Below are 12,359 nucleotides of genomic sequence, written 5' to 3' on the forward strand. Positions count from 1 at the left end.
GTGTGATGGCTCGTTCCTCGCGATCGCCCCTCCGGCACCCCTCCGGGTCACAGAGAGCAGGGCCCGCCGGCGTCCGAAAGCACGACCCCCCGGGGCCGGGTGAGCCGCGGGTCCGCGGTTCTCCCGGCCGGCCTGGGGGCTCGTCCGTCCTCGTTAGGGCCCGCGTCGCTCGTCGACGGGGATCGTGCGGCTCAGACGCCCATCTGCTCACGCACGAGCGCCAGAGCCCGGGAGACGGCGTCCGAGAGACGCGGGTCCTCGGGGTCCAGGCCCTCGCCCAGGTGCACCCGCCAGTCGATCTCGTTGCCGAGCGGGGGCCGCCGGGCCACCAACCGGAAACCCTCGGTGGAATCGGGGGTGGGGAAGGGGACGAAGCGGTTGACCAGGATGGTGGAGGTGACGCGTTCGGCGACCGTCTCGGCCATGCGCCGGTAGTCGACGGCGCCGCCGGTCAGTTCGGTGCGCAGACGCACGGCGCGCTCGCCGTGCCCCTCCTCGACGAACCTCAGCTCGTCCGCGCTCCACTTGGCCTGGTCGATGTCCTGCCAGGGGACCGGGTGGCCGTCGGGCAGGTACAGGGCGCGCGTGGTGGCCGCCAGTACGGGTGGTCGCCCCTCCGGTGCCGGGCCGGTCCCGGCCGGAGCGGCGACGGGCACGTGCGCCAGCACGCGCTCGCCGCGCTCCAACCGGGAGCGGATCGCGTCGGGTACGTCGCGTCCGAACCAGGCCATGGTCAGATGTCCTGGTCGGGGCCGGTGCGGGGTTCGGGCGCGGTTCCGTTGACGATCCTCGCCTCCCACTCGAGGAGTTCCTCCTCCTCATCGGTGGGCCGGGCCAGGAAGTCCCGCACGGAGGTGATGGGCATCTTCTCCACCGCCTTGTCGTAGACGACACGACCGGCGTTGCTCGCCTGGGCGCCGACGAGACCGGCCACCTCCTGTACGAGGGGGCTGTCCGCGACCTTGCGCGAGGCCCGCGCGAGCTGTTCGTAGCGGGCCCTGCCCGCCTTGGCGCCCAGGACGTATCCGATGGCGAGTCCGGCGACGAAAGTGATCCGGTAGCGCATGGGTCCCTCTTTACGACCTTGGTGACTGTCGGAGTGGTCCGTGCCCCGACGTTACCCTGTCGTGCTTGCGCCGACACGAGTCGACACCGGTCACGAGCACTCCTGAAGCGCGCTAGTCTAGTGATGTCGCCAAGGCCTACGGGCCCTGGGGTGGCGCGATCCCGCGTAGCTCAATCGGCAGAGCAGCCGGCTGTTAACCGGCAGGTTACTGGTTCGAGTCCAGTCGCGGGAGCCGGGAGAAAGCGTGTGCGGGCGTATGCCTCGACCGCTACGCTGTTCCTGAAAGCGCGATCCCGCGTAGCTCAATCGGCAGAGCAGCCGGCTGTTAACCGGCAGGTTACTGGTTCGAGTCCAGTCGCGGGAGCGGTGAGGCGAGGCCCGTCGGAGGAATCCGGCGGGCCTTCGTCGTGTGCGGGGTCTGGGCATGACGGAACGGCACCCGTGGCGCGCAGACGTGCGAGAGGGTGCACCCCGGCCCGCTGCCGGGCCCGGAGAGGCTCCAACGCGGGTGGCGGGGGTGTCGCGGTCAGATGCGGCCCATGCCGCCGATGATCAGTCGTCGGTTGCGGTGCGGCATCTGGTAGCTGCCCGGGACCGGGGGAGCGACCGGCATGGTGCGCCACTTCTGGGCCTGGAGCAGGCCGGGGGCGACCGAGGTCCAGCCGTCGAAGAAGGCGGCGACCTCTTCTTCGGTGCGCCAGTGACCGTGGCCGAGATGACGCAGGAACAGGTCTTCGAGCTGCTCGGCGCGCTGTGCGTCCCTGGGGTGCCGCGTGGGGTCCGGGCGGCAGTAGTGGCTGAGGGCCATGTGGCTGCCGGGGGCGAGGGCCTCGCGCAGGGTGGCGATGTTGCGGGCCGCCGTCTCGGCGTCGGTGACGTGCGAGACGGTGCCGGTGAGCAGGAGCCCGACCGGACGGTCCAGGTCGAGGAAGTGGTGGCTCTCCGGGTCGTGCAGCAACCGGGCCGGGTTCTCCAGACCGGCGGGTACGGCCGTGGCGGTGCGGCCGTCCCTGGTCAGCGCGAGGTGGTGGGTCAGGACCACCGGGTCCGAGGTCGCGTACACCACGCGGGCCCGCGGGTTGACCTCAAGGGCGATCCGGTGGGGGTCGCCCGGCGCGGGGAGTCCGGCCCCCACCTGGAGGAACTGGGTGATGCCCAGGTCCGCGGCCATGTGTCGGACGGCGCGCTGCAGGAAGGCGCGCTCACCCAGGACGAGGTCGACGAAGCCCGGCGCGATCCGATCGGCCTGCGCGGCGAACTCCCGATCCACCTCGAAGTGGTCCTTGCCCTTGAGGTGGAAGGAGTGGAGCCGGCTGATGTTGGCCCTGGTCAGGTTGACGGGCGGCGGGGGTTTGGCCCTGACGTGTTTGTCCCCCGCCTGCCTCAGGAAATCGGGGGAGGTGAAACGAGACATCGCCGTCCTCTTGTCTGAGGTGGGGAAGTGTGGTCGACTCCCAGGATTGTATTCCGAGTTCGCCCGGTTGTTAACCGAGTCCAGGATACAGGTCGCGAAAATCGTCGCCCGAGGTCGACCTCGAAGCGGTGCGCGGGGTGGGCAAGGCGCGACCTGCGCTTCCTTGCGTCTATACGTCGAATGTCCATTATGTGAAGAACGGGACACGGTGCACGTGCACGGGAGCGGCCGAGCCCCGAAGTGACTGCGGCACCGGGCTTCACCGGGACTCCCGGGGAACCGGTCGCCTCCTGTGACGACCCACGAGGGTCCCGGGTCCTCCGTCACGAACGGTCCGACCGAGAACGGATACGGAAACGGACCGGGGAAAACCACTTCCGATCCCTACGGAATGGGGACCGTCCAATTCCGATACCGACCACTGCCAGCACAAATCCAAAGGCGCGCGGGTCGACCGTATTCGTTTCACCGAGAGCCGTCCCGCGCGTCGAATGCGGGGCGCCGGAAACGGAACGCGCCGTGAACGGATCATCGGCGGGAGCGGACCCGCCCACCGCTAACCTGGGATCATGGACCGTCCCTACACCATCCTGAGCTGCGCGATGTCGGTCGACGGCCGCATCGACGACACCGGACCCGAACGGCTCCGTCTGTCCAACGAGGCCGATTTCGCCGAGATCGACGAACTGCGCGCCGGCTGCGACGCGATCCTGGTCGGAGTGGGCACCCTCAGAGCGGACGACCCGCGACTTCTGGTGCGCTCACAGGCGTTGCGCGAGCGCCGGCGCGCACAGGGGCGCACCGAGCACCTCCTCAAGGCCGTGCTCACCCGTGGCGGCGAGGTGGACCCGCGGGCGCGCCTCTTCGCCACCGGCGACGCCGGCGCGGTGGTGTACACCGGGGGAGCAGGCGTGGCCACCGCCACCCGCCTGCTGGCCGGTCGGCCCGCGACCGACCCGCCCGCGGACGTGGTCGACGCCGGTGACCCTCCCCGGGTGGACGCGATCCTCGCCGACCTCGCCGACCGCGGTGTCACCCGTCTGCTGGTCGAGGGGGGCGGCCACATCCACACCCTCTTCCTCACCTCCGGCCTGGTCGACGAGCTGAGGCTGGCCGTCGCACCGTTCTTCGTCGGAGAACCGGACGCCCCGAGCTTCGTCCACCCGGCCGCCTACCCCTACACCCCCCAGGCGCCCATGCGTCTGGTCGAGGCACGCGCCCTGGGCGAGATCGCGGTCCTGCGCTACCGCCTCGACCGGGGAGAGGACCGATGAGCACGGTGCCCGGCGACCGCGGTCCGGCGCCCGCCCCGGGGGACGCCGACACCCACTGGCTGGAACGCGCGGTCGCACTCTCCCGGTCCAGCCCGCGTTCGACCACCGCGTTCGCCGTGGGCGCCGTGGTCGTCTCCGCGGAAGGCCTGGTCCTCGGCGAGGGCCACTCGCGCCGCGACGACCCCCACGACCACGCCGAGGAGGTCGCCCTGCGCGACCTCGACCTCACCGATCCCCGGCTGACCGGAGCCACGATCTACAGCTCCCTGGAACCCTGCAGCGCCCGCGCCTCCCGGCCGCGTTCGTGCAGCGCCCTGATCCTGCTGACCCCGATCCCGCGGGTGGTGCTCGCCTGGCGGGAACCCGACGTGTTCGTTGACTGTGACGGGGCCGAGCGCCTGGCCGCGGCCGGACGCACCGTGGTGGAACGCCCCGACCTCGCAGCGCAGGTGCGGGAGGTCAACGCCCACCTGCTCGGAGGGGCTCCCCGGTCCACCTGACCCGGCGCCCACCCAGGACCGCGCGGCCCACGGGTCCCGCGCCGTCGTCGACGGCGCGGGACGCCCACCGCGTCCTTCCCCCTACATCCGGTTCACGTCGGTGACGTGGACGACCGCCCGGCCCTCAGCGTCGGAGGCGGCCAGGTCGACCTCGGCGCTGATGCCCCAGTCGTGGTCCTCCTCCGGGTCGGCGAGGATCTGCCGGACCCGCCACACGTCCTTCTCCTCCTCGATGAGGAGCATCTTCGGGCCGCGCGCGTCCGGTCCGATACCGATCTCGTCGTGCTCGGCGAAGTACGCCTCGACGGCCTCGGCCCACTCCTCGCCGTCCCACTCGTCGTCCTCGGACAGTTTGCCCAGGTCGCCGTAGCGGCGGCGGGCGGCCAACTCCACCCGGCGGAACATCTCGTTGCGTACCAGGACCCGGAAGGCGCGGGGGTTGGCGGTGACCGGTCGGATCCGCTCCTCGGTCGGCTCCTCGCCCTCGGCCTCCTCCTCGGGGTTGGTGAGCTTCTCCCACTCGTCCAGGAGACTGGAGTCGACCTGACGGACCAGCTCGCCCAACCACTCGATGAGGTCGCGCAGCTCCTCGGTCTTGGCGTCGTCGGGCACCGTCTGGTTGAGCGCCTTGTAGGCGCCGGCCAGGTAGCGCAGGACCAGACCCTCGGAGCGGGCGAGATCGTAGTGGCCCACGTACTCGGTGAAGGTCATCGCCCGCTCGTACATGTCGCGGGCGACCGTCTTGGGACGCAGCGGGTGGTCCCCGACCCAGGGGTGGCCGCGCCGGTACACCTCGTAGGCGTGGTCGAGGAGTTCCTCCAACGGCTTGGGGTAGTCCACCTCCTCCAACCGCTCCATGCGCTCGTCGTACTCGATGCCGTCCATCTTCATCTGCTGGACGGCCTCGCCACGGGCCTTGTTGAGCTGGGCGCCGAGGATCTGCCGGGGGTCGTCCAGGGTGGACTCCACGACGCTGAGCACGTCGAGCGGATAGGAGGGCGACTCCACGTCGAGCAGGTCCAACGCCGCCAGCGCGAACGTCGACAGCGGCTGGTTCAGCGCGAAGTCGGCCTGCAGGTCCACGGTGAGCCGGGCGGTGCGACCCTGCTCGTCGGGCTCGGGCAACGTCTCCACGATGCCGCCGTCCAACAGGGAGCGGTAGATCGCGATGGACTCGTGGATGTGCCGACGCTGGGTCTTACGATCGTCGTGGTTCTCGGTGAGCAGGTGCTTCATCGCGGTGAAGCAGTTGCCGGGCCGGGCGATGATGCTCAGCAGCATGGCGTTGCTGACCCGGAACCGCGAGGTCAGCGGCTCCGGATCGGCCTCGATGAGTTTGCGGAAGGTCGCCTCGTCCCAGGACACGAACCCGTCCGGCGCCTTCTTGCGCACCACCTTGCGGCGCTTCTTGCTGTCGTCACCGGCCTTGGCGAGGGCCTTCTCGTTCTCGATGACGTGTTCGGGGGCCTGGGCGACCACGTTGCCGACGGTGTCGAACCCGGCCCGGCCGGCGCGCCCGGCGATCTGGTGGAACTCCCGGGCCCGCAAACGGCGCACCCGGACCCCGTCGTACTTGCTCAGCGCGGTGAACAACACGGTGCGAATGGGCACGTTCACGCCCACCCCCAGGGTGTCCGTGCCGCAGATGACCTTGAGCAGACCCGCCTGGGCCAGCCGTTCCACCAGGCGTCGGTACTTGGGCAACATCCCGGCGTGGTGCACACCGATGCCGTGCCGCACGTACCGCGACAGGTTGCGGCCGAACTTGGTGGTGAAGCGGAAGGCGCCGATCTCGTCGGCGATCCTCGCCTTCTCCTCCTTGGTGCACATGTTGATACTGGTCAACGACTGCGCGCGCTCCACGGCCTGCGCCTGGGTGAAGTGCACGATGTACACGGGGGCGTTGCCGTCGCCGAGGAGTTCCTCCAGGGTCTCGTGCAACGGGGTGTACCGGAAGTCGTAGTACAGGGGGACCGGGCGCTCTGCGGAGGAGACCACGGCGGTCGACCGTCCGGTGCGCTTCTCCAGGTCCTCCTCGAAACGACTGACGTCGCCGAGCGTGGCCGACATCAGCAGGAACCGGGCCTGAGGCATCTCCAACAACGGCACCTGCCACGCCCACCCGCGGTCGGGCTCGGCGTAGAAGTGGAACTCGTCCATGATGACGGTGTTGATGTCGGCGTCCCCGCCCTCGGCCAGGGCGATCTGCGCCAGGACCTCGGCCGTGCAGCACACGATGGGCGCGTCGGCGTTGACGGAGGCGTCACCGGTCATCATGCCGACGTTCTCGGTGCCGAAGATCTTGCACAGGTCGAAGAACTTCTCCGAGACCAGCGCCTTGATGGGCGCGGTGTAGAACGCGCACTCGTTCCGGGCCAGCGCGGCGAACAGGGCACCGGTGGCGACCAGACTCTTGCCGGAGCCGGTGGGGGTGTTGAGGATGACGTTCGACCCGGAGACGACCTCGATCAGCGCCTCCTCCTGATGGGGATAGAGGGTGAGGCCCCGCTCCTCGGCCCACGAGGCGAACGCCTCGAACAGGGAATCGGGTTCTGGTTCGGCCGGAAGCACATCGATGAGACTCACGGTCTCTATACTGCCCGTTCTCACACCCCCCTCGGGACGTGCCGAGGTGTTCGTCCCCTCACCGGGGCCGTGCACACGGACGGGCACGCCCCCGCGAGGGCGTGCCCGTGGCCGTCGTGCGCTCGGGTCCTACTTGACCAGGCCGAGCTCGCGGACGGTGTCGCGCTCCTCGACGAGCTCCTGGACGGAGGCGTCGATGCGGGTGCGGGAGAACGCGTCGATCTCCAGGCCCTGGACGATCTCCCACGCGCCGTTGCGGGACACGACCGGGAAGGACGAGATGAGGCCCTCGGGCACACCGTAGGAACCGTCGGAGGGGATGGCCGCGGAGGTCCAGTCGCCCTCGGGGGTGCCGTTCACCCAGTCGTGGACGTGGTCGATCGCGGCGTTGGCGGCGGAGGCGGCGGAGGACGCGCCCCGCGCCTCGATGATCGCGGCGCCGCGCTTGGCGACGGTCGGGATGAAGTCGTTCTCCAGCCAGGCCTGGTCGTTCACGGCCTGGGCGGCGTTGGCGCCACCGACCTCGGCGTTGAACAGGTCCGGGTACTGGGTGGCGGAGTGGTTGCCCCAAATGGTCAGCTTCTTGATGTCGTTGATCGACACGTCGAGTTTCTTGGCGAGCTGGGTGAGCGCGCGGTTGTGGTCGAGACGGGTCATCGCGGTGAAGCGCTCGGCCGGGACGTCCGGGGCGTGGCTCTGCGCGATGAGCGCGTTGGTGTTGGCCGGGTTGCCGACCACCAGGACGCGGATGTCGTCGGCGGCGCCGGCGTTGATCGCCTCGCCCTGGGGCTTGAAGATGCCGCCGTTGGCCTGGAGGAGGTCACCGCGCTCCATGCCCTTGCCGCGGGGGCGGGCGCCGACCAGCAGGCCGACGTTGGTGCCCTGGAAGGCCTGGGTGGCGTCGTCGAAGATGTCGATGCCCTGGAGCAGCGGGAAGGCGCAGTCGTCGAGCTCCATCGCCGTACCCTCGGCGGCCTTCACGGCCTGCGGGATCTCCAGCAGGCGCAGCTTCACCGGGGTGTCGGCGCCGAGGAGCTGGCCGGAGGCGATCCGGAACAGCAGGGCGTAGCCGATCTGGCCGGCGGCGCCGGTGACGGTGACGTTGACGGGTGCTTTGGACATGGCGTGAACTCTCCTGACGACGATGTGCGACCCGCGATGTTACCAACGGGTTCGTGGCGGCTCCGGTGCCGGGCCCAGGGGTTATGGCCAGGCGCGCGCCGCACCTGCCCACCCTAGACCGAGCGCTGTCCGCGCCGGCGGGCAAGGTCGGGTCAGCGAGCGCGCGGCGTGGTGGACGGGGGCGGGCAACCCCTACGGTGCAGTGGATTCGAGCGCGGAAACGGCGGACACACCCTGTTAGGATGACGTTTGCCAACGGCGAAGGGCCGGTAGCTCAGTCGGTTAGAGCAGGGGACTCATAATCCCTGGGTCGCGGGTTCGAGTCCTGCCCGGCCTACCCCTCCCCAACGCACAAAAAGCGCCGCCGACCTGCGGATACAGGCCAGCGGCGCTCCCGTTCGCCACCGTCCAGACACCGGGCGTAAATCCGAAGTAGGACATCAAGGCCGTGTCCGGCCCATTCCGCCACTTGCGGTGGATTCACCCCCTGATTCAGCCAGGTGGACACACACGCGCTCCGCAGGTCATACGGGCGCCGCGCGAGGAGTCCCTCGAACTGTTCCGCCGTGAGCGCCATACGACGCGCCTTTCTCCACGCCTTCGAGTAGGTACTCGTCGCGAGTTGGCGACCACGCTCCCCGAAGAACACGAGGTTGTCGGGGCCCCTTTCCTCGCGCCGGCCGTGCTCCCACAGGATGAGGCTCAGCTTGGGGGCGCAGGGGACCGGCCTGGACTCACCCTCTGCCTGTCCCTTCGGTGGCCTCCGATCCCTCTGGCCACCGCTGTCGGTCCACAGACCTCCCACGTCCGGGGCGACCTCACGCACGGTGATCTCGCCCCAGGCGTCCGCGGGTGCCACCCATGACCGACTCTCCGCATCCCACTCGAACCTGGGCAGGGCCACGTCCGTCCAGCGAAGGTTGACGGCCTCTTCCGGCCGCAGCCCGGCGAAGTACATCACCGCGAAGAATGGACGTAGGAGGTGGCCACTACGTCCCTGTTCGGCCACAGCATCGAGCAGGAGACGAGCCTGCGCGGGGTTGGGCACGGACCGTTTGTCCACCACGTTGCTGATCTTCGGTGGCGACCATTTGATCGCACCCGCCGGATTCCTGTGGAAACTCACCGGATTGGCGGGCAGATGCCGCTGTTCCACCGCGAAGTCGAGACAGTGCGACAGGATGCGCTTGCCTTTGGTCGCGGCCTTCGCTCCCAGGCTCCCGCCACCGTTCTCCGGCAACCTGCTGGTGACCCTCGTCAGGGTCAAGCGAGCCAGTACCGGATCCTCCAGCCGCCGCACCGGAAGCGTGTGTCGTGCCAGCCACACCAACGCGTGCTCGATCTCGGGAGGCCGTTCACGACCACGGTGCGCCTTGTTGAAGGCCCAGTTCCGCAGAGCCTCCCGCAAGATGCCTTCGTCCGGGCGACCGGGTGCCTCCTGGTCGATCATCGCGATGCTGGCCTTCGCCAGGTACTTGGCCCGATCGAGCCGGTGCCCCGCGGATGCGGAGCCCCAGTGCGCATCCACGTAGTCGCGTGCGAAGTCGAACCACGAGACCTCTGCCTCCTCGACCTTGGCCCAGGAGCAGGGCCGGCCCGTGGTGAAGCTGAAGGCCTCCCCACGGTTGGTCGCGGCCACGAGCTCGGAGCGGAAGGAGTCGGCCATCGCCGCCGTGCTGTGTGCTTCACGGAACCTCTTGTCACCCACCCGCCAACGCACAGTGTGGGTGGTCTTCCGCTTGCCCCGGTAGACCTCGAACTTCTTCCAGATCCGTACCTCGTACGTCGAATCGTCCATCAGGAGGCGTCCTCCAGCGAGGCCATGAACCTCTCCGCCTCGCTGAGACGGATGCGTAGCCGGCCACTCGGCAGCTTCGCGCACTTCGGTCCGCGGCCCTTGGCCCGCCAGTCCGCGAAGGTAGACCGCGCGATGCCGATGTCTTCGCAGAACTCGTCGACGGTCAGCCAGTTCCGAGACCGTGGTGCCGGGATGCTGAGGGTCTTGGTGCTCATACGGGGGTGACCTCCAGGTAGACGCGAACGTGGCCGGCGTTGTGGCGGCTCGGGTAGGGCTTCGAGGGGGAGGCGGAAGTCAGTGCGGTGGTGATTGCCTCGACCACCTTTTCCACGACGTCGGGTGGTCCGATCACGCGAACCCTGGCCAGGTCTAGGCGGTGCTTGCTGGACTCGGTCATGCTGGTGGTGCCTCCTTTTGATGAGGTGCGGCCCCGGCGGGTGCTTGGCGGTACGAGCCGGGGCCGCTTCGTGTGTGCGGTCAGGTGCGGTGGCTGTGTGCGCAGCCGGTGCACGTCGTCGGGTGCGTGGTGGCTTCGGAGCGTCGGAATGTGGTTGCGCAGGAGGTGCAGGTGCCGGCCTCGATGGGTGGGGCACTTTCAGAGAGTTGGGGGAAGACAGCCTCCGCAGGCTCCGTAGGCTCCAGAGCCGCCGTTGAGCTGGTGTTTCGTGCAGAGTCTGTCGCGGAGGCTGCGGAGTCTGTGTCGGTAGCCTCCGCTCCATTCGTGTCGGGCTGTTGGCCCCAGGGGAGGGTGTTCTGGCTGTTCACCGGTGTGGTGGTGGCCGATTCGGTCTGTGGAGGCTGGATGGTGGCCTGCACGGTGATGGCGTGGGCGGTGAAGGTGTAGAGCTGGCGGCGGTGTCGGTCCTTGGACCGGCCGGCCTCTTCGACGGTGATGCCGATACTGCGCAGCACCGGGGCGTCGCGTTTGAGCTGACCGGAGGCGCGGGTGGCGTCCACCGGCCATGAGCGGGGGCGTACTTCGGGTGCCGGGATCAGGCCCAGGAGTTGGCTGATCGACCCGGTCCACGAGCCGCGTTGGTCGATGAAGTCGGCGACCGCGGAGGTGAATGGTTTGGCGTCCAACAGGTCTGCGCTGCTGATCTCGGAGGCGGCACGGTAGGCGTGCAGGGTCTCCCAGCCCATGATCCGGTCCAGGGCGCCGAGGATGCGGGCGAAGTCCGCCATCCGCGGTAGTTCGGTCAGGTGGGTGGTGGGCAACTCACCCAGCACCTGGCACAGCAGGTCCAAAAGCGCAGCGCGGATCGCGGGGGCCGCCCGGTCGAAGCTGGCCTTGACCTCGGCGTCGGTGCGGCGCTGGTCTCCTTTGATCGGCAGGAACTCCGCGGTCAGCATCCGCTCGGACAAGTCCGAGGCCAAAGAACCGGTGTCGATCGAGGTGAGCGCGATGAGCCGGCGGAACGACAGGACGGACACGTCGTCGTCGGAGTACAGGGCCCGGTCGACCAGGCCGTCGCCGGTGACGGCCTTGCACAGGGTGTCCGACAGCCACATCGGGATCGTGGAGACGTTGTCCAGGCATACGGCCCAGGAGGCGGAGGCCACGGTCGCCCAGGTCTTGATGTCCTTGGGCAGGGAGCGCAGCGGAGCCGGGGAGGGGTCAATGAGATTGATGAGCATGGCCAATGCCGTCGACTTCCCGGTGCCCTGTTCCCCCTTGGCGGCCAGGATGGGGTGGGGGATGTCGGGCAGCATGGCCGCGACCAGCCAGCCCACGACCAGCCGGAAGGCGGGTTCGTCGACGTTGAGCAGCCCTCGCAGCGCGGCCAGACCCCGGTCGGTGTTGCCGGCCGGCCCGGGGTCGGGCATGGGACTGGTCAGGCGAGTGCGCCGGAACAGGACCGGAGATTGGTCGGTGACGTGCCAGCCGCGGGGGCCGGCCACGACGCATCGACCGTCGGGGGTGCCCAGGTCGATGATGACCTGTTCTCCGGTCTCGGTGCGGTGCGTGGCCAGGCGTAGGTTGATGTCCTGGGGGCTTTGATCCATGGCGCGTCCTTCCAGTACCGAGATCGCGTCGGTGAGCGCGCTCTGGCTCGGTACGGAGTGGTGTTCGGCGTAGTACTGGCGGGCCAGCTGCGCTCGTAGTCCGTCTTTGCGCAGGAGCGGGAACGCGACCCGGGGTCCTCCACGACTCACCGCGTAGGAGCGGCCATCCGCGCCGGCGACCACGTCGACTCGGCGGTCGGCCATCTCGATGAGGAGTGTGGCCTGGGAGGGCTTCTTCTCGTCGCTGTTCCCGCTCATCTAGGCGGCCGTCCTTCCTGGTCGTGGTGTGGTGCGTCGGGGTTCGCGCAGGCCTTTGTTCAGGCCGGAGCGGATGGTGGTCTGGAGCTCGCGGGAGCTGTTGGGGTCGCCCGCGGTGTTGGCCTCCAGGGCGGCGTTGTGCAGCGCGGAGGCGATCCAGCCGGTCTCCAGGAGCCCTTCGCGGGCGAGTTGACCCAACGAGGCTGCGGCGATGTAGAGGTTCTCGTTGCGGGTGCCGGGTTGGGCGCCTCGAACCCTGGCTAGCTCCCCGGTCACTGCGGCCCGCACGTAGGCGACGCGGCGTCGGTCGTCGGTGGTGATCGCGGAGAGCACG

General features: G+C 69.3%; 11 protein-coding genes, 3 tRNA genes and 1 pseudogene. 5 read left to right on the forward strand and 10 right to left on the reverse strand.

Annotated features, from left to right (window positions below; translation table 11 throughout):
* Positions 1-191: 191 nt before the first annotated feature.
* Both DSY14_RS25270 and DSY14_RS25275 read right to left on the reverse strand, forming a co-directional pair.
* Positions 192-731, reverse strand: a complete 540-nt coding sequence (locus DSY14_RS25270; protein WP_211719119.1) for a hypothetical protein — start codon at positions 729-731, stop codon at positions 192-194.
* Between the two features lie 2 nt (positions 732-733).
* Positions 734-1,066, reverse strand: coding sequence for a hypothetical protein (locus tag DSY14_RS25275; protein WP_211719120.1), 333 nt, complete (start codon positions 1,064-1,066; stop codon positions 734-736).
* A 159-nt stretch (positions 1,067-1,225) separates the two neighbouring features.
* Here DSY14_RS25275 and DSY14_RS25280 point away from each other — a divergent pair.
* Together DSY14_RS25280 and DSY14_RS25285 are read left to right on the forward strand one after the other, a co-directional pair.
* Positions 1,226-1,298 (forward strand) — tRNA-Asn (locus DSY14_RS25280).
* Positions 1,299-1,357: 59 nt separating this feature from the next.
* A tRNA-Asn gene (locus DSY14_RS25285) sits at positions 1,358-1,430 on the forward strand.
* A 162-nt stretch (positions 1,431-1,592) separates the two neighbouring features.
* Here the strand turns inward: DSY14_RS25285 and DSY14_RS25290 are convergent.
* On the reverse strand, positions 1,593-2,480 hold the full coding sequence (locus DSY14_RS25290; RefSeq protein ID WP_211719121.1) for an SAM-dependent methyltransferase: 888 nt from the start codon (positions 2,478-2,480) through the stop codon (positions 1,593-1,595).
* Positions 2,481-3,049: 569 nt separating this feature from the next.
* On the opposite strand from DSY14_RS25290, the gene DSY14_RS25295 reads away from it, so the two are divergent.
* Together DSY14_RS25295 and DSY14_RS25300 are read left to right on the forward strand one after the other, a co-directional pair.
* On the forward strand, positions 3,050-3,754 hold the full coding sequence (locus tag DSY14_RS25295; protein ID WP_211719122.1) for a dihydrofolate reductase family protein: 705 nt from the start codon (positions 3,050-3,052) through the stop codon (positions 3,752-3,754).
* Positions 3,751-4,254: a dCMP deaminase gene (locus tag DSY14_RS25300; protein ID WP_211719123.1), complete on the forward strand. Its 504-nt coding sequence runs from the start codon at positions 3,751-3,753 to the stop codon at positions 4,252-4,254. Before DSY14_RS25295 ends, DSY14_RS25300 begins: the two co-directional genes overlap by 4 nt.
* Before the next feature lie 81 nt (positions 4,255-4,335).
* Here the strand turns inward: DSY14_RS25300 and DSY14_RS25305 are convergent, their stop codons facing one another.
* Entirely contained in the window at positions 4,336-6,825 is a 2,490-nt protein-coding gene (locus DSY14_RS25305; RefSeq protein ID WP_211719129.1) for an RNA helicase, read from the reverse strand.
* A gap of 144 nt (positions 6,826-6,969) precedes the next feature.
* Complete coding sequence (locus DSY14_RS25310; protein WP_211719124.1) at positions 6,970-7,962, reverse strand: malate dehydrogenase; 993 nt, start codon at positions 7,960-7,962, stop codon at positions 6,970-6,972.
* Positions 7,963-8,225: 263 nt separating this feature from the next.
* Between DSY14_RS25310 and DSY14_RS25315 the strand changes: the two genes are divergently transcribed.
* Positions 8,226-8,299: transfer RNA gene (locus DSY14_RS25315), tRNA-Ile, on the forward strand.
* On the opposite strand, the gene DSY14_RS25320 is transcribed toward DSY14_RS25315, so the two are convergent.
* From DSY14_RS25320 to DSY14_RS25340, 5 genes and pseudogenes are all read right to left on the reverse strand, one after another.
* On the reverse strand, positions 8,297-9,760 hold the full coding sequence (locus tag DSY14_RS25320; RefSeq protein WP_211719125.1) for a tyrosine-type recombinase/integrase: 1,464 nt from the start codon (positions 9,758-9,760) through the stop codon (positions 8,297-8,299). The two genes, DSY14_RS25315 and DSY14_RS25320, sit on opposite strands and share 3 nt — an antisense overlap.
* Positions 9,760-9,975, reverse strand: coding sequence for an AlpA family transcriptional regulator (locus tag DSY14_RS25325; protein ID WP_211719126.1), 216 nt, complete (start codon positions 9,973-9,975; stop codon positions 9,760-9,762). Before DSY14_RS25325 ends, DSY14_RS25320 begins: the two co-directional genes overlap by 1 nt.
* Entirely contained in the window at positions 9,972-10,157 is a 186-nt protein-coding gene (locus DSY14_RS25330; protein WP_211719127.1) for a hypothetical protein, read from the reverse strand. Before DSY14_RS25330 ends, DSY14_RS25325 begins: the two co-directional genes overlap by 4 nt.
* Before the next feature lie 80 nt (positions 10,158-10,237).
* Entirely contained in the window at positions 10,238-12,025 is a 1,788-nt protein-coding gene (locus DSY14_RS25335) for an ATP-binding protein (protein ID WP_211719128.1), read from the reverse strand.
* Positions 12,026-12,359 (reverse strand): annotated as a pseudogene (locus tag DSY14_RS25340) (hypothetical protein); the annotation flags it as partial.

This window comes from Nocardiopsis sp. MG754419 (genome assembly GCF_018207095.1).
Taxonomy (GTDB): domain Bacteria; phylum Actinomycetota; class Actinomycetes; order Streptosporangiales; family Streptosporangiaceae; genus Nocardiopsis.

Excerpts from the sequence above, each read along its gene's own strand:
- DSY14_RS25290 (WP_211719121.1), bottom strand. The coding sequence starts at position 2,480 with ATGTCTCGTTTCACCTCCCCCGATTTCCTGAGGCAGGCGGGGGACAAA.
- DSY14_RS25270 (WP_211719119.1), bottom strand. The coding sequence starts at position 731 with ATGGCCTGGTTCGGACGCGACGTACCCGACGCGATCCGCTCCCGGTTG.
- DSY14_RS25320 (WP_211719125.1), bottom strand. The coding sequence starts at position 9,760 with ATGGACGATTCGACGTACGAGGTACGGATCTGGAAGAAGTTCGAGGTC.
- DSY14_RS25300 (WP_211719123.1), top strand. The coding sequence starts at position 3,751 with ATGAGCACGGTGCCCGGCGACCGCGGTCCGGCGCCCGCCCCGGGGGAC.
- DSY14_RS25330 (WP_211719127.1), bottom strand. The coding sequence starts at position 10,157 with ATGACCGAGTCCAGCAAGCACCGCCTAGACCTGGCCAGGGTTCGCGTG.
- DSY14_RS25275 (WP_211719120.1), bottom strand. The coding sequence starts at position 1,066 with ATGCGCTACCGGATCACTTTCGTCGCCGGACTCGCCATCGGATACGTC.
- DSY14_RS25325 (WP_211719126.1), bottom strand. The coding sequence starts at position 9,975 with ATGAGCACCAAGACCCTCAGCATCCCGGCACCACGGTCTCGGAACTGG.
- DSY14_RS25295 (WP_211719122.1), top strand. The coding sequence starts at position 3,050 with ATGGACCGTCCCTACACCATCCTGAGCTGCGCGATGTCGGTCGACGGC.
- DSY14_RS25310 (WP_211719124.1), bottom strand. The coding sequence starts at position 7,962 with ATGTCCAAAGCACCCGTCAACGTCACCGTCACCGGCGCCGCCGGCCAG.
- DSY14_RS25335 (WP_211719128.1), bottom strand. The coding sequence starts at position 12,025 with ATGAGCGGGAACAGCGACGAGAAGAAGCCCTCCCAGGCCACACTCCTC.